This is a genomic window from Paraburkholderia hospita (assembly GCF_002902965.1).
GTDB lineage: Bacteria > Pseudomonadota > Gammaproteobacteria > Burkholderiales > Burkholderiaceae > Paraburkholderia > Paraburkholderia hospita.
Genome location: NZ_CP026105.1, coordinates 1,882,015 through 1,904,210 on the forward strand (window position 1 = coordinate 1,882,015; position 22,196 = coordinate 1,904,210).

General features: G+C 63.8%; 16 protein-coding genes. 3 read left to right on the forward strand and 13 right to left on the reverse strand.

The window, feature by feature from the left end:
- Positions 1 to 440: 440 nt before the first annotated feature.
- Genes C2L64_RS08460 through C2L64_RS08470 form a run of 3 tightly spaced genes read right to left on the reverse strand, consistent with a single transcriptional unit; the run spans position 441 to position 6,636 of the window.
- Positions 441 to 2,912, reverse strand: coding sequence for a glycosyltransferase family 4 protein (locus C2L64_RS08460; RefSeq protein ID WP_090835153.1), 2,472 nt, complete (start codon positions 2,910 to 2,912; stop codon positions 441 to 443).
- The gene (locus C2L64_RS08465) at positions 2,909 to 4,387 is read right to left on the reverse strand and encodes a flippase (RefSeq protein ID WP_007585992.1); all 1,479 of its coding nucleotides are present in this window, start codon (positions 4,385 to 4,387) and stop codon (positions 2,909 to 2,911) included. Before C2L64_RS08465 ends, C2L64_RS08460 begins: the two co-directional genes overlap by 4 nt.
- Positions 4,388 to 4,446: 59 nt before the next feature.
- On the reverse strand, positions 4,447 to 6,636 hold the full coding sequence (locus tag C2L64_RS08470) for an NHL repeat-containing protein (protein ID WP_090835329.1): 2,190 nt from the start codon (positions 6,634 to 6,636) through the stop codon (positions 4,447 to 4,449).
- Positions 6,637 to 7,156: 520 nt separating this feature from the next.
- Between C2L64_RS08470 and C2L64_RS08475 the strand changes: the two genes are divergently transcribed.
- The 3 genes from C2L64_RS08475 to gmd are packed head-to-tail and all read left to right on the forward strand — an operon-like array spanning position 7,157 to position 10,055.
- A complete protein-coding gene (locus C2L64_RS08475) occupies positions 7,157 to 8,242 on the forward strand; it encodes an acyltransferase family protein (RefSeq protein WP_090835156.1) in 1,086 nt (361 codons plus the stop codon).
- On the forward strand, positions 8,239 to 9,015 hold the full coding sequence (locus tag C2L64_RS08480; RefSeq protein ID WP_090835158.1) for an SGNH/GDSL hydrolase family protein: 777 nt from the start codon (positions 8,239 to 8,241) through the stop codon (positions 9,013 to 9,015). Before C2L64_RS08475 ends, C2L64_RS08480 begins: the two co-directional genes overlap by 4 nt.
- Complete coding sequence (gene gmd / locus C2L64_RS08485; protein ID WP_007585986.1) at positions 9,012 to 10,055, forward strand: GDP-mannose 4,6-dehydratase; 1,044 nt, start codon at positions 9,012 to 9,014, stop codon at positions 10,053 to 10,055. The genes C2L64_RS08480 and gmd overlap by 4 nt, the downstream gene beginning before the upstream one ends.
- 54 nt (positions 10,056 to 10,109) lie before the next feature.
- Here gmd and C2L64_RS08490 read toward each other — a convergent pair whose 3' ends face one another.
- From C2L64_RS08490 to C2L64_RS08535, 10 genes are all read right to left on the reverse strand, one after another.
- Positions 10,110 to 11,465 (reverse strand): HipA domain-containing protein, encoded by a 1,356-nt coding sequence (locus C2L64_RS08490; protein WP_090835162.1) that lies wholly within the window; start codon positions 11,463 to 11,465, stop codon positions 10,110 to 10,112.
- Positions 11,465 to 11,749 carry a helix-turn-helix domain-containing protein gene (locus C2L64_RS08495; RefSeq protein ID WP_090835165.1) on the reverse strand — a complete coding sequence of 95 codons (285 nt, stop codon included), beginning with the start codon at positions 11,747 to 11,749 and terminating at the stop codon, positions 11,465 to 11,467. Before C2L64_RS08495 ends, C2L64_RS08490 begins: the two co-directional genes overlap by 1 nt.
- A gap of 319 nt (positions 11,750 to 12,068) precedes the next feature.
- Entirely contained in the window at positions 12,069 to 13,229 is a 1,161-nt protein-coding gene (locus C2L64_RS08500; RefSeq protein ID WP_007585981.1) for a glycosyltransferase family 4 protein, read from the reverse strand.
- Positions 13,230 to 13,287: 58 nt separating this feature from the next.
- The gene (locus C2L64_RS08505) at positions 13,288 to 14,517 is read right to left on the reverse strand and encodes a glycosyltransferase family 4 protein (RefSeq protein WP_007585979.1); all 1,230 of its coding nucleotides are present in this window, start codon (positions 14,515 to 14,517) and stop codon (positions 13,288 to 13,290) included.
- The gene (locus C2L64_RS08510) at positions 14,518 to 15,996 is read right to left on the reverse strand and encodes a glucose-6-phosphate isomerase (RefSeq protein ID WP_007733145.1); all 1,479 of its coding nucleotides are present in this window, start codon (positions 15,994 to 15,996) and stop codon (positions 14,518 to 14,520) included.
- Positions 15,997 to 15,999: 3 nt separating this feature from the next.
- Complete coding sequence (locus tag C2L64_RS08515; protein ID WP_086919070.1) at positions 16,000 to 17,151, reverse strand: glycosyltransferase family 4 protein; 1,152 nt, start codon at positions 17,149 to 17,151, stop codon at positions 16,000 to 16,002.
- On the reverse strand, positions 17,148 to 18,110 hold the full coding sequence (locus tag C2L64_RS08520) for a glycosyltransferase family 2 protein (RefSeq protein ID WP_079499578.1): 963 nt from the start codon (positions 18,108 to 18,110) through the stop codon (positions 17,148 to 17,150). Before C2L64_RS08520 ends, C2L64_RS08515 begins: the two co-directional genes overlap by 4 nt.
- Before the next feature lie 67 nt (positions 18,111 to 18,177).
- Entirely contained in the window at positions 18,178 to 20,370 is a 2,193-nt protein-coding gene (locus C2L64_RS08525; RefSeq protein WP_086919076.1) for a polysaccharide biosynthesis tyrosine autokinase, read from the reverse strand.
- Between the two features lie 176 nt (positions 20,371 to 20,546).
- Positions 20,547 to 21,728 (reverse strand): polysaccharide biosynthesis/export family protein, encoded by a 1,182-nt coding sequence (locus C2L64_RS08530; RefSeq protein WP_090835167.1) that lies wholly within the window; start codon positions 21,726 to 21,728, stop codon positions 20,547 to 20,549.
- Complete coding sequence (locus C2L64_RS08535) at positions 21,722 to 22,174, reverse strand: low molecular weight protein-tyrosine-phosphatase (protein ID WP_007733153.1); 453 nt, start codon at positions 22,172 to 22,174, stop codon at positions 21,722 to 21,724. Before C2L64_RS08535 ends, C2L64_RS08530 begins: the two co-directional genes overlap by 7 nt.
- Positions 22,175 to 22,196 lie beyond the last annotated feature (22 nt).

Here is a 22,196-nt window from a genome sequence, read left to right on the forward strand (position 1 = left end):
GCGCCAAGCTATACGCCCCAATAACCTACACACAGTTTGCCACCTGGGCGGCCGCAACCATTCGCTGCCGCTAGCCCTTGTGCGGGTGTTTGAAGTGGGTGAGGCGCTCATTCAGCGCGTTGGCAACACACACGAACAGATACGTTACCGCGTGAAGCGTAGGACCGGTTGGGGGCCCTCAGGCACAAACTAGAACTGGCGGTGTTAGCCGCTTTCTTTTGCCTACTTTTCTTTGCGGCGGCAAAGAAAAGTAGGTGCCGCCCCGCACAGGGGCGACGCTTGAAGCACGCTAACAAATCGCGGATGCCCGCGTAAAAGCAAAAAACGCCCGCGCCGCGAAGGCGCTAACACAGGGGCGACGCGTGAACAGCAAACACCGCAAAGCGGATGCCAGCGCAAGGGCAAAAAAACACCGCCCCAGCGTCGCAGACAAAAAAAACTCAAACCCCATTCGCCACATTGGCAAGAATTTTCTCTACGCCTTCGACATACGCCTGGGTCCCAAACTTCCGCACAGCGGTCTGATACCCATGCGCAACAAGCCGGTCGCGCAGCGCCTGATCCGACCGCAATTCAGCAAGTGTATCGGCCAGCACATGCGCATCGCCTGGCGTACACATCACCCCATTCACGCCATCGTCGATGATCTCAACCACACCGCCAGCACGTGCCGCCACGACCGGCCGCCGCGCCAACATCCCCTCAACAATCACACGACCAAAAGGCTCCGGCGTAATCGAAGTATGCGCAACGACATCGACCGCACACATGCACGCAGCCACATCATCCTGAAACCCAAGAAAATGCACGCGCCCTTCAAGCCCATTCGACGCAACAAACTCACGTAACCGTGCCTCGTACGCATCTTCACCAAACAGCGGCGCGCCCACCAAAACCGCATGCATCTGCGGATTCAGCACCATCGCCTCGAGCAACACATGCTGCCCCTTCCACTGCGCGAGACGACTAAACGAGCCGACCAGAAACGCATCCTGCGGCAGCTTCAGCCGCGCACGCAGCACGCTTTGCGGCGTATCCCGCAACGCACTGAACGGCGCAGCAGAAATCCCGTTAAACACCACATCGATGCGCTTTTCGCCAAAACTGGTCAGCTCGGCAAACGCGCGCGCCGAAGCCGCCGAATTGGCAATCACATGCGCAAGACCCAATTTCGCACACCATTTGATGATCGCAAGCTGCCGGCTGCCGAAATGCTCGGGGCTAACTATATCGCGCAGATGCCAGACCACAGGACGCCCTGCGAACCGCCCAGCAATCGCGCCAATCACCATCGCCCGCTGCGTGTTCGCATAGATCACATCGCTCTGCCGAGCCCGCGCGACGGTCGCGCGAACCAGCGATGCAACGCCCTTCACCGCCCTGGCGATGGGCGGCGTACCGCCCTGCTTGCGGATGTCGCGCGTCGCGCCGGGATCGAGCACATCGACGGCCACGCCTTCGCGATGCAATGCCATGCGAAACGGTCCGTCGTCGAACAGCACCACCTGCACGCGCGCCTTGAGCGCCTTCACGACTTCCAGCAGCGACAGTTCGGCGCCACCCATCACGCCGCTCTGATCAATCGCAAGCACGCGCAAGGCGCTTGATGCCGGCTTCTGTTCGCTAACCTTCGCGGGTGGTTCATCCAAAGGCAACGTCGCCCCGTGCAACGCAGGTACCGTTTCGCGCACAAAGCCGAAGAAGCGCTCGCGGAAATGCCGGATCGAAAAACGCTCGGCATTCGCGCGGCAATCGACGGGCCTAAAGCGCGTGGGATCGTCAGCGAAATCCTCGATCGCGCCGATGATCGAATCGGTCGTCTGCTCGTTGAAGAAAATCCCCGTCGGATGCGACTCGTACTGGTCGCGCACGGTTTCGAGCGCCCCGCCCTTGCCGTACGCAATCACGGGCGTGCCGCATGCCTGCGCTTCCACCACGGAAATGCCGAAGTCCTCTTCCGCTGCGAACACGAACGCCTTCGCGCGCCGCATGTGATCGCGCAACACGTTGAACGGCTGATAGCCCATGATCTGCACGTTCGACGTCGCCTTCGCGCGCACCTTCTGCATGTCGGGGCCGTCGCCGATCACGACCAGCTTGCGCTCGGGCATCCGCGCAAACGCCTCGACGATCAGGTCGATCTTCTTGTACGGCACCATGCGCGAGGCTGTCAGATAGAAGTCGTCCTTCTCCTCGTATAGCGAGAACGAATCGACGTCGACGGGCGGAAAGATCACTTCGGAATCGCGCTGATAAACCTTGTGTATGCGCCGCGAGATGAACTCGGAGTTCGCAACGAACGCATCGACGGAATTCGACGTGCGGATATCCCAGTTGCGCATGTAGTGCAGGATCATCCGCGCCACCGCGGACTTTGGCCCGCTCGTCAGCTTCGACTGCTGCAGATACTGATGCTGCAGATCCCACGCGTAACGGATGGGCGAATGCACATAGCTGATGTGCACCTGGTCCGGGCCCGTCAGCACGCCCTTCGCGACGGCATGACTGCTGGAGATCACGACGTCGTACGCGGAGACGTCGAGTTGTTCGATCGCGAGCGGCATCAGCGGCAGATAGCTGCGGTACTTCGTGCGCGCCTTCGGCAGGTTCTGGATGAAGGAGGTCGTCACCGACTTGCCGCGCAGGAACGTGCGGTCGTCGAGGAAATCGACGAGGCTGAAGATATCCGCCTCCGGAAAGCACGCGACAATCTGCTCGAGCACGCGCTCGGCGCCCGCATAGGTGACGAGCCAGTCGTGAATGATGGCGACACGCACGGGCCCGACGCTGCGCGCCCCGCGCCGTTTCGCGGGCGGCTTTGCCACGGGCGTGGTCGTGATGAGATCGCGGCCCGCATCGCGCGTCACGGACGTGGGACGCAGGAGGTCTTCTTCAACGATATCGTGGTTCATGCGCTATTCCTCGGATTGAGTCGCAACTTCAGACGCACAAGCAGCGAACGCGCAAGATCGCGCAATGCAGGGGTCATCGTGAGCGACCACGCGACGTTCGCGCTCACGATGAGCGCGCCCGCGGCAATGGCCATCGGCAGGCTGGAGAGCAAGGTGGCGAGCCACAACGTGCCCGCCAGAAAAGCAAGATGCGCGAGCATGTCGAGCACGATCGGACGCGCGTGAATGGCCGACAGTTTCAGCAGCGCGACGTAATCGAACAGGCCGCGCGCGGCCACGACGACGGCCGCGCCCGTCAGCCCGAAATGCGCAATGCCGAACCACAGCGCGCCCGCGAAGAAAGGCAGCTCAAAGAGGCCGAGGCGCGCGGCTGTCGCAGGATGCACCTGCGACTGAATGAGAATGCGCGCGAGGTTCGCCTGGCCGACGAGCCATACCGAGATGATCAGGATGCGTCCCACCGGGCCGCCCGCGTCCGCGACTTCGCTCCCAACCCAGGCATGCAGGAACGGTTCGAGCACGATGATCGCGACGAGCGCAATGGGCGTGAACACGCCGTTCAGGAATTCGAGCGACTGCCGCATGATGACGTCGGCGTCGTCCCGACCCACCGCCGAGAGCCGCGGAAACAGCGTGCGCTGCAGCGCCGTCGGCACGATGTTCAGGCGCGTGACGAGGTTCTGCGGCACGGTGTAGTACGTGACGAAACGCGCGCCGAGACTCGTGCCGAGCATCACGCGGTCGAGCGACTCCGCGACCATCCCCGAGATGCTCGCAATCAGCATCCAGCCGCCGAAGTTGAAGAGCCCCTTCGCCACCTTGAACTGCGGCGCGCGGATATGGCGGATGCCGAGCACATTGAGCGCCGAGCGTCCGAGCAGGATCGCGGCGAGCAAACGCGCGACCACAGCCGCCGCGAGCACGTTCTGCAACGTCGGTCCCATCATCCATGCGGCGGCGAGTGGCAGCAGCTGGAACAGGAATGTGCCGAGCGTCTGGTTCGTGTTGTAGATGCCGAAGCGTTCCGCGCCGTTGATCGCGCCCGCGAACACCCACGACACGTTGGCGAGCGGAATCGCTACCGCGAGCCACGGCAGCGCCATATAGACCTCGTGCTGCAGTTCGGGCGACACCTTCGAGAAATACGCGGTATAGAGCGCCGCGCCGAAGTAGATGACGAGCCCGCCGACGATGCCCGTCGCCAGGTTCAGCCACGTCGCGCTCCAGAACACCTGCTCGCAGGCCTTTTCATCGTTCGATGCGCGCGCCTTCGAGATGTGGTTCTGCGCGGCCATGCTCATGCCGAGGTCGAGAATGCTGAAGTAGCCGATCAGCGTCCAGACGAGGCTGATCACGCCGTAGCGTTCGACGCCCAGCAGCTTGATGTACGACGGCACCGTGACGAGCGATACAAACGTCGGCAACACCAGTCCGATCAGGTTGATCACTACGTTTCTGAGGATGCCTTTGTCCATCGGATGCCTTTCTGGTCAGTCATAGGTTTGGGTAGCGTGTGGGTGGAGAAGCGTCGTGTTTATGTCTTTGATGTTGGTTTCCATCGGTACATCAGGACCTTGCCGCGTGCGTCTTCTTCGACGAACACGAGGTACTCGCCGTCGTCGCGGCGATACGCGCTGATGCCGTTAGGCACGTCGACCCAGCCCGATGCATGGCCTACTTCCGGCCCAGGCTGCATCGTGCCGACGGGCGTGCCCGTCTCCTTGTCGTAGACGTGCACGGTGCCGACGGGCTCGACGGCGAACATGTATTTGCCTTCGACGGTGAGGCCGATCAGCGTCGAGACGGGTTTCGCTTTCGTGTCCCACGGCAGCGGCAGCGTGTAGCGCGCAACGGGGTTGCCGCTCGACCACTTGTCGTAACGCACCAGCACGCGGCCCACTTCTTTCCAGAAGCCGCGGTCGAACGGCGCTTCGGCTGTGTAGCCCGTCACGTACATCGAATCGGTTTGCGGGTCGTAGATCGCGCGTTTGATTTCGCTGAACGGTTGCGGCACCGGGTATGAAGTCATGTCCGCGTACGAGTAGACGGGGTTGCCCTTCGCATCGAGACCGCCGAACCTGAAGCGGTTGATGCCCTTCGAATCGCGCGCGCGCCAGATGTCGCCGTTCGTGTCGACCCACCAGCCCCAGCCGCCCGCGAGGTGCGTGCCCGTCGTGTTCGGCGTGAATTCGTCGGCATCGAAGCGGCCGTCGCCGTTGCTGTCGCGCCAGATCCAGTCGCCGCCCTTCGGCGCGTTCGGCACCTTCAGCACGGCGCGCTCGCGGCCCGCGATAAAGCCCGAAGGCGTCGCCGTCTCGCCGTCGCGGCCGCCGTCGAAGCGATAGATCTTCAGATGGTCCGCGTACATGTCCGTGAGGAACAGGAACGTGCGGCCCTTCAGCTTGCGGGCGATGGGCAGGCCCGGCCACTGGTCGGTGTTGAAGACGGGATCGTCGGGATATCTGAAGCGGTTCGTCAGGAAGCCCGCATAGGTCCATTGCTGGCCCGCCGGCTTCGACAGATCGAGCGTGAAGCGCTTGTTGCCCGTATAGACGCTGTCGGGCCGCGACGGGTCCATCCACGCGCCATCGACGAACAACAGCCCTTCGACCTGCCACACGCGCTTGCCGTCGGGCGCATAGCTTTCGAGCGTCGCGCCGAGGCCCGCGCCCGTCGGCTCGAAGCGCGGGCCGACGCCGTTGGTCGATACGTAGACGTTGCCGCGCGCATCGACGCCTACGCCCGTGAGTCCGTTGAAGCGCTGCGGTCCCGGCTTGCCCGCGACGCCCGAGAAGATGCCGCCGCGCTCGCCGAGCGTCGAACTCAGCGCATAGCCGCCATCGCGTTTGCTGAAGAACAGCACCTGCTGGCGCGGGCCGTTGTCGGCGACCAGCACCCGGCCTTGAGGATCGACGGCGATATCGACGGCGACCGTGTCGGCCGGCAGCGGCAATTCGTCTTTCAGACGCTGGCCGTTTGCGTCCAGGTGCGCGACTTTCGGCTTGTCGCCGAGCGTGTCCGTGAGCACCCATAGCGTGCCGTCGCCCGCGCGCGCGATGCGGCCCGGCGCAGGCACGCTCCATTGCGCCTTGCGCTGCATCGATTCGGCGTCGTACACCTCAATGCGGTTCTGCGACGTGTTCGACGCGTAGAGCGTCGTATCGCTTGCAGCGAGCCCGTTGATGTCGCCGCGCGTGCCCGTGGGCACGTCGTTGACCATCGCGAATGCGGCGGCCGCCTTCGCATGCGGATCGATGCTGCTCACGGCGGCCTGGAACGCGGCGACGCGCTTCGTATCGCCAATCTCGCGCCGCGAAATGCCGTACCACTGACGGCCCTTGTCCGGCCACACGCCCTGACCGGTGAGATGTCCCTTCTCGTTGCCGACGCCGACAGCCACATACGCATAGCGTTTGTTGATCGCGATCGCGTTGCCGCCGCTGTTGCCCCAGCCATGCGTGCCGCCCGCGAAGCCGAGCATCTTGCCGTTCTGATAGACGCTCGCTTCCGCGCCGCTCTCGTCCCACGGCGCGTTCGTATAGACCTTGCCGTCGGGCGACACCGCGAGCGCCGTGATGTTGATCTGCGTCCACGCGCCGTCGCCGAAGCCGAAGGTATTGCCGATCCATGACGTCTGCACGTTCAGCGCGGGTTCGGCGAACGCATGCAGTGTCGCGAGAAGGGCAAACGCGCACAACGCGCGGGCAAGCGTGAGTCGGGACAACGCGAGTTCTCCAGTCGAGGCGAAACGAAGGCAGGCGATAGCGATGCATGTTCGCTGGATGTAAGGCGGAAATTCGAAAGGCAGCGCAATACGCGCAGTGGCGTTAATGCGCATTGATCCAATCAGCGCTTAACGGTAAGTGCAAAGAATGAAGGACGAAATTCGCAAATAATTCAAAATTATTCGTCGGTTGAAACGCACGAAAAGAAAGCAGAAAAAATTTGCGTCGAATTTTTTTCGGGCATTTTTTTGCTTGAAATCCCCTCCATTTACCGATACGGCGATCCGATCCGAAGTTCTTACCGGTTCGCGTCGCGAGTGTGTATCGAGGTGTAACCGGGCGTATGCAGATATGAAAATCCGCTTCTCGTTATTCAAATCAATTCGTTTATTTCATTCCTGTTTTTTAGGGTTTTTATTTACCTAGAATCAAACCCGTTTTTACCGTCTTCATGGTGATCGCCTCGCGACACCGTGCATGGCCCATTGACTGCCGCATCAGGCGCATACACGGACGCTCATGACAGCCAGCACCCTGCCCGCTACGCCTTCTCATCACCGACGCATCGTCCAGCTCGACGGTTTGCGTGCGATCGCCGTGCTCGCGGTGTTCGCGCAGCACGCGCTGAAGGCGCCGCTGTGGATGGGCGTCGATCTGTTCTTCGTGCTGAGCGGTTTTCTGATCACGGGCATCCTGCTGGATCGCAAGGCGCGCCAGCAGTCGTATTTCAGCTACTTCTATGCACGCCGCGCGCGCCGCATCCTGCCGCCGTATCTGCTGCTGATGGTGGTGTCGTCAGTGCTGTTCGGCTTCGGCTGGGCGCAGCACTGGGAGTGGTATGCGTTCTTCGCGACCAATATCGGCGATGCGCTGAACCAGAGCGGCCATGACAGCCTGAACGTGCTGTGGTCGCTCGCCGTCGAAGAGCAGTTCTATATTGTCTGGCCGTTCGTGATCCTGCTCGTGCCCGAGCGCGCGCTCGGCTATGTCGCGGGCGCGCTGATCGTGCTCGTTCCCGTGCTGCGCGCCGTCGCGACGCCGTGGTTCGATTCGTTCTGGCCCATCTATTACCTGACGCCGTTCCGCATGGATCTGCTCGCGGCGGGCGCGCTGCTCGCCGTCGCCGTGCGGCGCGATGCGAACGCGCTCGCGCCGTTCAAGGTGCTTGCCGTACTCGGCGTATGCGTCGCGCTGGCCGTGCTCGCTTGGCTGCATCTGCACTATCCGCGTTTTCGCGCGGCCAATACGCCGCTGTCGAATGCGGGCCTGTATAGCGTATCGCTGTTGCTGTGCACGTCGGTCGTCGTGATCGCGCTGCAGAGCAAGGGGATCGTCAAGCGTGTGCTGTGCAATCCCGTGCTCGTCTATATCGGCACGATCAGCTACACGATCTATCTGATCCACCTGACCGTTCTCTACGCGCTCTGGCCGCTGCATTACAACCGCTACGTGACGGCCGTGCTCGCGCTCGCGATCACGCTGGTTTATGCAAGCGCATCGTGGTTCGGCTTCGAGCGCCGCCTGATTCATGGCAGCGCGACGCGTGGCCAACAGCCCGACGCCGCGTTGCATGCGACACGCGAAGCATCGAGGACGAGCGCATGACGCGCGCGCCGATGCTGCGTGCCGCGCTGTGCGCGCTCTTTTGCGCCGCCGCGCTTGCACATGCTGACCAACGCGCGCAGCCGCAAGTGCTGATCGAAGCCTACGGCGACTCGACCACGCTCGGCATTTCGTGCAGCGACGGCCGCTGCGGGCCGCGCGCCGATAACGCGGTGACGTATCTGCAGGATGCATTGCGCGCGGAATACGGCGCGCGCGTGTCGGTCGTGAATGACGGCGTCGGCGGCGCGATGGCGACGCAATTGCGCGACGGCACGGGCCGCAACGGCCCGTGGAAAGACCGCCTGGCATCGTCGAATGCGCAGATCGTCACCATCAATTACGGCATCAACGAAGTGATGCACAACCAGACGCCCGAGCAGTTCTATCAGGCCGAAACCGATCTCGTGAAGACCGCGCAGGCGCTCGGCAAGCTGCCCGTGCTGCAGACCTCGAACCCGATGCCCGATGGGCGTCTGAATGCACGGCTCGCTGAAATGGCCGCGATGACGCGGCGCATCGCGGCCGAACAGCAGGTCCCGCTCGTCGACCATTACGCGGAAATCTCCGCAATGGCCGACTGGAAGACCCATATGTCCGACGGCGCGCATCCGAAGCCCGAGCTGTATCGCGTGAAGGCGCAGCAGGATTTTCAGGTGATCGATCCGCTCGTGCGGCGTCTGTTCGGCGTCGCAGCCGACTCGCCGCGCCAGCCGCCACGCGCCGCATCCCCGCTTCACTCTACTTCCGACAACCCGACGAGAGGCAACTCATGACCACACAACGCAAAGCTATCATCACGGGCGTATCCGGCCAGGACGGCGCCTATCTGACGAAACTGTTGCTCGGCAAGGGCTATCAGGTCACGGGCACGTATCGCCGCACCAGTTCCGTCAATTTCTGGCGGATGGAAGAACTCGGCGTGATGGACAATCCGAATCTGCAACTCGTCGAGCACGATCTCACCGACGCCGGCTCGACGCTGCGTCTGCTCGACACCGTGCAGGCCGACGAACTCTACAACCTTGCGGCGCAGAGCTTCGTCGGCGTGTCGTTCGACCAGCCTTCGACGACGGCGCAGGTCACGGGCGTGGGCGTGCTGAACCTGCTCGAAGGCATCCGCACGGTGAACCCGAAGATGCGCTTCTACCAGGCGTCGACGTCGGAGATGTTCGGCAAGGTGCAGGCCGTGCCGCAACGCGAGGAAACGCCGTTCTATCCGCGCAGCCCGTATGGTGTCGCGAAGCTGTTCGCGCACTGGTCGACGATCAACTATCGCGAGTCGTACGGCATGTTCGCGACGAGCGGCATTCTGTTCAACCACGAATCGCCGCTGCGTGGCCGCGAGTTCGTCACGCGCAAGATCACCGACACCGTCGCGAAGATCAAGCTCGGCAAGGCCGAGGTGCTCGAACTCGGCAATCTCGATGCGAAGCGCGACTGGGGCTTCGCGCTCGAATACGTCGAAGGCATGTGGCGCATGCTGCAGGCGGATGAACCCGACACCTATGTGCTCGCGACGAACCGCACGGAAACGGTGCGCGATTTCGTGAAGATGGCGTTCGCAGCGGCGGGTTACCAGCTCGAATGGTCGGGCCGCAACGAGAACGAAAAGGGTATCGACGTGAGGACGGGCAAGACGCTGATTCGCGTGAACCCGAAGTTCTACCGCCCTGCCGAAGTCGACCTGCTGATCGGCTGCGCGGACAAGGCGCGCGACAAGCTCGGCTGGAAGCCGGAAACGACGCTCGAGCATCTGTGCAAGATGATGGTCGAGGCGGATATCGCGCGGAACCAGAACGGGTTGTCGTGCTGATAGCGGTTTGAACCGCTGACAGAGAAAGGGCGCGTAAAGCGCCCTTTTGCTTGTCTAAAGCAGCTTGCGGTCGACCTGCGGGACCATCGGCGCGAATTGCAGCAGGCGTTCGGCCTGCACGGCGATGAAGTCCGATATCGTGTGCACCAGCGCGCGCTCGTCGCCGACATAGACGTCCGAACGTGCCAGTTCGGGCGCAAGCGCCTTCGCGGCCTGCGCCATACGCGTCATTTCGCGGCCGAGAAAGCGTGGCACCGTGCCCGTTCGCCGCGCGAAATCCGCCAGCGCGAACGGCGTGATGTCCTCCAGCCGGAAGGCGTCGCCATAGCCCATCGCCATGTCCTGTTCGACGCGCTCGCCATAGGCATTGACGGACACCAGGTCGTAAAGCGGCGCGGGTTCGAGACCGCCGCCGTGCATGAAAAACGACAGGTTTTTTCCATGCGCATCACTGTTGCCGATCAGCAGCTGAAACAGCGCCCACCGGATCATGAAGGTGCGCGCGGCAGCGGGATTGTCGAGATGCCGCTGAAGCGCAAACAGCCTCTCGAAGCTCACGCCCTCGCGTATGTTGCGCACGTCCGGTGTGTTGCCGAAATTCCGCTCGTATTTGAACGTGACGGGTAGATCCAGCGCCTGGCAACCGTCGATCACATGCCGCCGCCGCACGGCCTGAACGGACTCGCCATCCGAGGGGTCCAGCTCGACCGTCCGGTCGAACCGCCCGATCAGCAGGATCGGCTCGGGAATGCGCCGGATCGAAACTGGCGCGGTGAGCAGGCCCATGCGGGACGCCAGCGTCATGCAGTAGTGCTCGTTGGCGACCATGCACGGCGTGACGGGGCTGCGCGATTCCGGTTTCAGAATGTGCGTCGAACTGAGCGGCCCATCCGCAAGCGCGATGCGCTCGCCTTCCAGCAGTACTTGCAGCTTGTCCTGATAACCCGCCACCGACAGGCGAACCTTGCCATCCCATACAGGGAACGGAATCACGTCGCGCTCGCGGATGCGCTGGCTCAGTTCATCGGGTGAAATTTCGCGGCGCGCGGGCGGCCGTTCTTCCGGGTGAATGGGCTTGCCGTCATCGTCCGTGGCGAGAAAGCTCAAGGCGCCGACGGGCTCCTTGCCGAGCATCCGGATAAGCCCATACGTGTTGTCTTTCGACACCTGATAGACAACCGACGCGACATCGAGCGCCCGCCCCTCCGGCAACAGATTGGCGATAAACCGATGCACGGTACCGCCTGGCGGTTCATCGCCTGACAGAGGGATGTGCGGAGACAGCGGAAACGCATGCCGGCGTCCGGGCCAGTTTGCGTCATACGCGAAGCGGTAGAGGCTCTGTCGCGCGTCGAAGTCCAGACGGCCGACTGCTCCTTCGTGAGCCGTCACATGAAGGGCATGAGGCATCAGGACGCCTCCGACGGACTGCCGGGCGCTGTGACCGTGGCGCCCGCCTGCGCGTTGAACGGTTCGATGTAATCGAGCACCGCGCTGGTTTCCTGATTTGTGAAAACCAGCATGTTGAGGCCGAGACCGTTCAACACCTTGAACACCTTGTCGAGACTGACCGATCGGCCGTTTTCCAGCCGCGATAGCACGTCTTTGGAGATGCCGAGCATGTCGGCGGCGTCGTCGATGCGAAGCTCGCTTTGCGCACGCCGGTTGCGCACGAGCCGGCCCAAGGCTGCCATGTCGCCAGCCAGTGGATTGACGGAGGTGGGTCGAGGCAAGGTGCGGGCCATAGTTCCGGGATTTCAGGAATAAAACCGCTCACGGTCGTCGTGAGCCGGATAATTACGAGAATATCGGAATTATGGGGAAAAGAAGTGTGAGCTGTCAATAGTTCTTATATTTAAGGAATTAAGTCTCACGGGATGTGTGAAATCTAGATAATTCCTTAAATATCGGAATTATAGAGACGCTGATCAGCGACGCATGCCTGGTCGCCCGTCGCCGCAAAAAGAAAGGGACGGCTCACGGCCGTCCCTTCCCCCAACGGTGTTATCCGCCCTACGCCGCCGCCTGAATCGCCTCGTTGTACACGGCCGCGACCCGCTTCGCGATCACCGGATTATCGAAATTGGCCCGCGCATACGCACGGCAAGCATCCGAATCCGGCAGCCTGATCGTTCCATCCAGCGCCTTGCCCAGGCCATCGGCGATCGCGTCCGCGCCCGTCGAAGGCAGCACGAGATCCTGCGACAGCCCCGCCACCGCTTCCGGCAGACCGCCCACGGGCGTCACCAGCACGGGTGTTCCCGACGCCAGCGATTCGACGGTGATCAAACCGAACCCTTCGAGCGCCACGGTCGGCACGACGCTGATCGTGGCCGCGCGATAGAGCGACGCCAGATGCTCGTCCGGCACGAAGCCGAGCAGCTTCACGTTGTCGCCGAGACCGGCATCGTCGATGCGCTGCTGCAACTCTTGCTGCAAGCGCCCCTTCCCTGCGATCAGCAGCAGCACGTCCGGATTGCGGCGTTTGACAACCTTCACTGCATCGATCAGATCTTCGAGACCCATGCGCCGCACGAGACGCCGCACGGCCAGCACGATCGGCCGGCCCAGCGGCAGTTGCAGACGCAGCCGCGCTTCGTTTTGCGTCAACGGCAGATTGAACTGATCGACGTTCACGCAGCCCGGCACGACGCGCACGCGGTCGGCGGGAATGCCGTAGCGCGACGTCAGAATGCGGCCGAACGCATCGGACAGCACGATCAGCCGCGACGAACGCGCGTACACGGTCTGCTCCAGATAACGCTTGGCGCGCTGACCGAGCGAGTCCGCGCCTTCGACATGACTCTCGTCGGCCCACGGCCCCTGAAAATGCGACACCTGCGGGATGCCACGCATCGCGTCGAGGCCCGGAAACGTGTACAGCGCGAAGTGCGACGAGATCACGTCGGGACGCTGCTCGCGAATCTCGCGGCGCAGCGCGCGGCGCGCGGCCATCAGGCGCAGCGGCAGCGATTGCGCCGCGGAACCGAAGCCCTGGATCGCGCCGTTGGTGTCCTGCGCGACGCGCTCCGAGCCCGCGACGACGCCCCGCACTTCGACGCCCGCGCCGGGCAGCGCGCCGATCAGCGAGTAATACATGCGGTCGAGACCGCCCGCGCGCTCGGGAAACCAGTGCATGCCGATCTGCAGCGATTTGATGGAACGAGTGGTCATGGTGTGTGCTTTCCTTGTCGTTGTCGATGTGCGCTTCAGTCGCCGTACGTCACGTGCATCACGCGCGATCCGCGCGTTGCGGGCCTGCGAGCACGTTCGCCGCCAGCGGTTCGGCGTCGTTGTCATTGATGTTTTTCGCGCGGCGGCGGTCTTCACGCTGCCCCGCAATCTGCCGGTACAGCGCGATGTACTGCTGCGCCATGCGCGCCCAGCCGAAGCCCGTCGCGAGTTCGTTGGCCGCGCGGCCCATCGCGAGCCGTTGCGCGTCGTTCGATGCGAGACGTCCCACGGCTTGCGCGAGCGCCTGCGGATCGTCGGGATCGTCGAGCACGATGCCGCATTCGGGCGTGATGATCTCCGCCCCGCCCGCCGTGTGCGCGGTCACGACAGGCAGACCCGCCGCCATCGCTTCGAGCAGCGACAGGCTCATCGCTTCGTAGCGCGACGGAAACACGTACGCATCGACGGAATGCATCAGCACGGGCATCTCTTTGACGAGGCCGAGAAAGTGCACGCGGTCCGCAATGCCGAGCGCTTTCGCCTCTTCCGGATACGGACTGCCCGGCAGATAACCGGCCACCGCCATATGCACGTGCTCGGGCAGATGCTTCAAGGCCTTGAGCACCGTGCCGAGATTCTTGCGCGGCGTACGCAGATCGCCGACGAACAGCAGCAGGAACTTGTCCTCAGGCAACTTGAAACGCGTGCGGTCGCCCTGCGCGGCGGCAAAGCCCTGCGTATCGACGCCGTTGTAGATCACGTCGAGCCGGTTGCGCGGCGTGAGGCCGATCGCGGCGATCTCGGTCGCGACCTTCTGCGACACGGCCGTGATCACACGCGAACGTCGATACGCCCAGCCTTCGAGCACGGCATTCACGCGCGTATAGACGAACTGATATGCGGACCACAGACCCTTGCTCAAACCGAACGGGTAGTACTTGCTGTTGAACCAGCCGCTATGGACGAAGTGTGCGGTGTTCACGTCGGCGGGCATCCACGTGATGAAGCCGTTGACGTGCAGCACGTCGTATTCGGCGCGGTGCTTGCGCAGCCACCACGCGCTCTTCAATGCGAACACCTGCTGGCGCAGCAGATTGGTGGGCCAGAAGCGGCCGATTTTCACGGGCGCCCAGCGCACCAGCGGATGTTCGAGCAGTTCGGGCGCGACATGCGAGGCGACCAGCGTGACCTCGATGTTCTCGTCGAGCGCGGCGCGCGCGATCTCGTGATTGACGCGGCCCTGCCCGTCGTTATGACGCACTACGTGCGTGACGATGGCGACTCTCAATCAGTGGCCTCCAGGAAAGAATGAATGGCGGCGCCTGTTCAGCTTCTGCCAGTGCGCCGCGGAAATAATCGAAAACACGCCCATGAAGAGCAGCAGACCGCCCGTGCCGACGAGCGAATTGGTGAACACCAGCATCGCGAAGATCGCCAGCGCGAGCGACAGCGAAGCGGACGCGAACTTGTCGTCGCGCAATTTGAACGATGCGCGTAGCGCGCGCACCAGCAGCCAGATCACGCCCGACATGTACAGCAGCGTGCCCGGCCAGCCGAGCACGAACGGAATGTTCATCACGCCGCTGTCGAAGTTGCCGTACTGGCCGAGCTGGCCGCCGTCGTTCGAGAGCTTGGTCGAGGTGCCCGTCGCGCCCAGCCCTTCGCCCGTCACATCGGTGAACGCGGTTTTCGCGAAGGTCGCGTAGAACTCGTTACGCGCGGCGTAGCTCTGGTCGTCGTGAAGATTGACGATCGTGTCGAGACGCGCCTGCATCCGCTCGGCGACCGGGCCGATCGCCAGCAGCGGCACGCACAGGCCAACCAGCAGCACCGCGCTCGCGACGATGCGGATACGCACCTTGTTGTTCGACTTGGCGAGCTGGATCAGCATCGCGATGACCCAGCCGCCCCATGTCGAGCGCACCAGCGACAGACAGAACGACAGGAAGCCGAGCGCGCCCGCCACCCAGCGCACGCGATGGTTCGCGGCCATCACGTAGACCATCGCGCCCATCATCGCGAGCGCGAACGGGCCCGACGAATTCATCGTGCTGAATACGCGCACGCCGAACGGCACCGGGTCGCCCTGCGAATTCATCTGCGATCCGAGCATCCACAGCGCGTCCCACTGCGGCATGATGAAGAACTGCACGAGGCCATAGCCGCCCATCAGCAACATGCCCCAGATGAAGGTATTGATGATGGTCTCGCGGAACTCCGGGTACCGGCGCGAGTGCGCCATGATGTGAAAACCGATCAGGATCGGATAGACCCAGTTCGCGAGGTCGTACAGGGCCGCCAGCGGGCCGCTGGAGACGACGCCGATCATGAACGCGTACCCGAGCCCCGCCAGCACCAGCAGGACGGGCAGGCCGCGCCGTTGCGCGAGCACGGGGTAAAAGCGGATCAGCGACAGCCCGCTGATCATCGTCACGGCGAGGGGCGCGACCTGGATCAGACTGGTCGGCGTGAACGCGCCTTTGGACCAGTCGGCGAGACGCCGCACTTCGGGGCTCAGGAACCACAGCCACCACATGTAGCCGACGTACTTCGCGGGCGCCTTGAAGTACAGCCAGAAACCGACGGCGATCGACAGCACCGGGAACGCGAGCGTGAGCACCGTGCCCTGATGCGCGACGATCAGCATCGCCGTGACGAGCCACAGCAACGCGGGCGGCAGCCACTCGCTCTTCTGGCGCTTGTCGCTCTTCACGCTCTTGACGGCGCGAGTGGCGCTATCGATCCCGGCTCGTGCAATCGACGACATCGCTTACATCCCTCCCCGGCTCTGCGACGGCACGCGGGCGTTTCCACTGGCGTTCGCCTTCTGCGCGGGATGCGCGTGCTGCGCTTGCTGACGCAGCAGATCACGCGTGAGCTTCACGTGCTGCTGCGCATAGTGCTGCGTCGTGTGATCGCGCGACACGAGCTGCATCGACGCCGCCTGCGCCTGTTGCAGCGCTTGGTCGGGCGATGCGATGAGGCCGAGCAGCGCCTCGCGCAGCGCGTCGGCGTCGAACGGCGGCACATACGCCGCCGCGCGCGCCGAAAAGTAATCCTCCAGCCCGCCGACATTCGTCACGACCATCGGCTTGCCGACGGCGGCGGCTTCCAGCATCACCGTGATACCGGACGCATGCGTGTTCGGACGCAGCGGCACGACGACCACGTCGGCCCAGTCGTACAGTTCGCGCTGCTTCTTCAGGCCCGCTGCGGGCGCGACCTGCACGTTCAACGAACGCAGTGCGCGCGGAATGCGCCGTCGCGTCGCGAGCCGCACCGCAAAGCGCGGATCGTTGCCGACGGCCTTGATCAGCGTTTCCCAGTCACGGTCGCGATCGTTGCCGATGGCCGCGATGCGCAGCGGCGTATTCGGTTGCCATGCCTTTGGCTGCTGCACGGGAAAATCGCGCGTGTTCAGCCCGTAGAAAAGCTGCGTCGCGTCGCGGTCGAAATACTCGCGGCACAACTCGGCGTTATCGCGCGCGAGCGTCGTCAAAAGATCAGCACGCCCAATCAGCTTGCGATAGAACCAGCGACGCAGCAGCCCATAGTTCGGCCACTTGTCGATCAGCCACACACTTTGCGCGAGCAATAGCGGTTGCTCCTCGCGCTTGCCGTTCATCAGCAGCATCAGCGCGGCCGATAGCCATTCCTGCTCGGTGTGCGTCCAGATCACGTCCGAGCGCAGCATCTCGTCGCGGTTGCGCAGCGTGTGGATCAGGTCGAAGCCGAGCAGCGTCTTCAGCGCGCGGCGCACGAGACGTACCGGCTTGCTCTCCTTTGCGTCCTGCGAATAGCTCAACTGGAATTCGTCGGACTCGGCGTGGTGATAGCCATACAGGCAGCCGATGTTCTCGCCCGGTCGATAGAAACGCGGATCGGCGCCGTAAAAAAGATGCACGTGGACCTTTGTCGTCATGCGTGCACCCCCGTCCCGGTGCCCGTGCCGCGCTGCTGCGCAAACGCCCGGCGCGCTTCGCGAGCGCCCGTGCGCACGGCATGCCAGCGCGCAAGCTTGGTGCGCGCCCCTTTCGACGTCAGCGCGAGCACCGCATGCAGCGCGCCCGGATAAACACGCGTGCCGACGAGCGCATACCACCACCACGCGACTTCGCGCTGCCCAGCCGGCAACTGCTCGCGCAGGATCAGATGCAGGTTGTACGCGGCGTTGCGCACCGCCGTCAGCGACTGCGCGTCGCGGCGGTCCTCGTCGAAACGCTCGGCGGGGTAGTGATCGACGGCGACGCGCGGATCGTAAACCAGCTTCCAGCCCGCGTTCTTCACGCTCATGCTGAACGCCATGTCGTTGTGGACCTGCGCGCCTGCGCCGCGCAAGCGGCCGTCGAAGCGGATCGTGCGCACCGCGTCGTGCCGGTAGCTCATGTTCGCGCCCTTGAGCAGATCGACTTCGCGCGCTTCACCGACACCCAGATGATGGTTGCCGATGATCTTGCCCGACTTCATCATCTTGCCGACCAGAAAGCGCGAGCCGTCGAGCACGCCGCCCTTTTGATGCACCCAGTCGCGTCCGCCGAGCGCGCCCAGGCGCGGATCGCTTTCGAACGCGGCGCCGATGCGGCGCACCCAGTCCGCGTGCGGCGCGGCGTCGTCGTCGGTGATGGCGATCACGTCGCCCGTCGCAGCATCCAGCCCGCGATTGAGCGCGGCCACCTGGCCCGGCAATTCGACGGCCGCGACGTTCAGCGGCAACGCGCCGACCACGAGGGGATCGGCGAGGCATGCATGCGTCGCTTCATCATCGGGACGCGCGACCACGACCACTTCGTCGGGCACGCGCTCCTGCTTCTGCAAGGCCGCGAGACAGCGCGCGAGGTCCTGCGGGCGGCGAAAGGTCGGCACCAGTACCGTTATCTTCATCCTGTACTCTCCGTGGCTTGTTGACGGCGCATGGACCTTGCCTCGCAGGCAAGACCCAATGCGCGCATCAGGTGCTCAGGTATTCCTGCACGGCCGCGTAGCTGCGGTCGTAGTTGCCGCGCGCGCGCGGCGGCATCGCGTTGAAAATCGCGCCCTGCACGTGCACGCCCGCCGAATGCAGGCGCTTCAACGCATCGGCGATCTCGCCTTCGCTGTGCATGCCCGAGCGCACGACGAAGAACGTCGAACCCGCATAGCCGCCGATGATCGACGCGTCGGTCACGGCCAGCACGGGCGGCGTGTCGATCAGGATCACGTCGTAGCGCTTGCCCAGCCCGTCGAGGTACAGCGGCAGCCGCGGCGACATCAGCAGTTCGGACGGGTTCGGCGGACGGCGGCCGCACGAAATGAACGACAGGTTGTCGATTTCCGTCGCGCGCACCGCTTCTTCCAGCGAAATCTGCCCGCTCAGCAACTCCGACAGGCCGTTGTCCTGCGAGCCGCCGAGATGCTTTTCGAGCGCGCCGCGCCGCATGTCGCCGTCGATCATCAGCACGCGCTTGCCCGAATGCGCGAGCAGAACGGCGAGGTTGATCGTCAGGAAACTCTTGCCGACGCCGGGCAGCGGACCCGTGAACATCACGATGTGGTTGCGCGAATCCTGCAGCGTGAACTGCATCGACGTGCGCAGGCTGCGCAGGCTTTCGATACACACGTCCTTCGGCTTCGCGTTTGCGAGCACCGCGCGCTGACGCGTGCCGCCGCGCACTGCGGCGTTCTCCAGCAGCGCCTGTTCGGACGACAGCGGCACGAGACCATAGACGGGCAAATGGAACGTGCGCTCGACCGTTTCGGGGTCGTCGATTCCCTTGAACATATTGCGGCGCAGGAACACGAAACCCGTGCCGATGATCAGCCCGAGAATCGTCGCTGCCGACAGAATCAGCGCCTTCTTCGGCTTGATGGGCGAACCGGGGCGCAACGCGGCGTCGACGATATGCACGTTGCCGCCCGTGCCTGCTTTCTGCACGGACAGTTCCTGTACGCGGTTGAGCAGCAGCACGTAGATGTCTTCGGCGACCTTCGCGTCGCGCTGCAGCTGCACGGCCTTCACTTCGGTAGCGGGCAGATCGCGGAAACGGTCAGCGTATTTCGTGCGCTGCGCCTGGAGTTCGGCCATCTGCTGCTGCGCGGCCTTGATCATCGGGTGATCGTCGCCATAGCGCTGTTCGAGCTGCGAAATCTGCAGACGCAAGGCGGAGATCTGCTGCTCGTACTGCACGCTGCCTTCCAGATAGACCTTCGCCTCATCGCTCGCGTTGATCGAGCCGCTCTTGCTCTGATACGCCGTCAACGCCGCTTCCGCGCGTTCCAGATCGGACTTCAGGCGCGGCTCTTCACTCTTCAGAAAGTCGAGCATCCGGCTCGCGTCGGCCTGCTTGGTGCGGATGTGCTCCAGCAGATACGACTGCGCGAGCGCATTGGCGACGGCCGCCGCGTGCTCGGGGCTCTGGTCTTCGAGCGAGATCGAGATCACGCCCGTCTGCTTGCCCTGCTCCTGCACGTTGATCGCCGACTGGAACGCGCCGATCGCGTCGAGGTCGTTCGCGCGCATCACCGTGAACTGTGTGCCGGGCCGCGCGACGAGCTTGTCGACCAGCATCGTGACGCCGCCGCCCTGTGCCGGCTGGCCGGCCTGGCCGCGCAACAGCAACTGGCCGTCGGGCGTCATCAGCGTGTAGCGTTCGTTGTCGAGCGCGGTGAGGACCAGCTTCTGGCCTTCGAGCGCAGGCGTCACGTCGAGCGAATCGACGTCGGCCAATTCGCCGCCCCACGCATACGAGCCGAGGCCGAGCCACGCCTTGGCGGGCTGGCCCGGCGTCGCGAGACGCGCGGCGAGGCTGCCGAGCACGGGAATCGTCTTCGGCGCGATCGAGAAGTTCAGCTTCATGTCGTGAACCACGGGCGCGACCACGCCGCGGCTCTTGATCATTTCGATCTCGGCGTCGGTGGGAATCGTCGACTGTCCCGTCGAGATCGTCGCGCCCGTTTGCGTCTGCGTGAGCGCCTGCGACGTGTTGTCCGACGTTTCCACACGCACGTGCGCATCGGCCGAATACACGGGCTTCGCGACATAGCAGTAGAAGCCGGCAATCGCGACGATGGTCGCGGCGATGCCGATCAGCCACCAGATGTCGTCGATGATCACCTGCAGCAGTTGGCCGAGGACCACGTCCTCTTCTTCGGTTCTGGCCTGCATGGCCAGATGGGGATTGGCTTGAGTGCTCACTTGGATACTCGCTTGAGTGCTCAGGGTTGACCCGGGTCGGGTCGCCGGCGGCATCCGGTGCGTTGCATCCGTTCGTGTTCCGGATGCGAAGCGCCGGGATGCCGGCAGCGGTTCAGGCATTGCAACTGCAATGAGACGTCAGGACATCAGCGCGTCAGCTGCTTCAGGTAGAACAGCGTCTGCACCGTCGGCAGGACCTGCTGCAACACGCGGTTGAATGTCGTCGAGGCGGCCGTGCCCACGTACACCACGTCCATCGGCTGCAACTGGAATTGCGACGACAGCATGATCGCGTCGGGCTGCGTCATGTCGAGGCGATACACGTCGGGCGTGGTCGGCTTGTCCTTCATGCCGCGCATCACGTAGATCTGGCGCGGGTTCGCGTCGGTGTCGAGAATGCCGCCCGCCTGCGTGAGCGCATCGGCGATCGTCAGTTCGCCCTTGTTCATCGGCACGGGGATCGGTGTCTTCACTTCGCCCATCACGAAGATGCGCGTGTCGCTGCGGTCCGGCACGTTGACGATGTCGCCGGGTTCGAGCATCACGTTCTGCGTCGAATCGCCCTTGTCGAGCATGCGGTTCGCGTCGAGCACGTAGAGCTTGCCCTTGCGCGTGAGGCGCACGCGCTGCAGATCGGCGTTGTCGGACGAGCCGCCCGAGCGGGTGATCGCGTCGACCAGCGTGAGCGGCACGTCGGACAGCGCAAGCGGTCCCGGCGTTTTCACGTCGCCCGTCACCTGCACCTTCTGGCTGCGGTACGACAGCACGCGCACATCGACCTGCGGATCGCGGATGTACGGAATCAGCTTCTTGCCGAGTTCGTCGCGGATCTGCGCCGTGGTCCGGCCCGACGCGCGAATCCGGCCGACGAACGGGAAATAGATCGTGCCGTCGGGCGCGACCGTCTGTCCGTACGGGTCGGCCTGGCCCGGCAGTGCCTGGGTGTACGGCTGCTGCAACGCGCCGCCGATCGACTGCGTGGTGTTGCCGCCCGAAGACAGCGTGCTGCCGTTCGGCGTCGTCAGTTCCGGGTGGTCCCACACGGTGATGCCGAGAATGTCCTGCGGCGCGACGTGATAGACGTACTGCGTCGGATCGGCGAACGGGCCCGGCGGCGGCAGCACCTGCTTCGCAATGGAGTCTGCCGTTTGGGCCTGCTGCTTCTGGATCACCGAGGCATCGATCAGCGTGACCGGGTACGTCTCAGCCGGCTTGTTCTGCGAGTCTTCCTTCAGACGCGACGTGTCGAGGTAATTCCCCGGCGCGGTCGCGCACGCCGACAGAAAAGTCGTCAGCAGAATAGATAACGTGATATTTCGTTTCAGCATATTTTGTCCAGCCATCCCATGACGAGGTGTTCGATGTGCGCGAGGCTGTCGCGATACGCGCCTTCGTCGCGTCCATGCGGATCGACGACGTCGGCGCTTCCCCACTTGTCCCACTTGCCGAGCGGATAGACCTTGCCGCGCGAAGTGCGATCGAGCGCTTCCACATCCTTGACTTGCCGCTGTTCGGTGACGAGGATCAGATCGGCATCGCGCACGAGCTTGCCGTCGAGCCGCCGCGCGCGATGCGCGCCGCTTTCCACGCCGCGTTCTTCGAGCAGACGCCGCATGACGGGGTCCATGGCGTAGCCGTCGATCGCGCGCAGGCCCGCCGAGCGAAACGCGATGGGCTGCGCTCCGCGCGCGTCCTGACGCGACTTGAACAGTCGCTCGGCGGCGGGCGAGCGGCACACGTTGGCGTGGCAGACGATCAGGACGTTCGCGAACATGGGCGGCCTCTTTGCAGTCGAT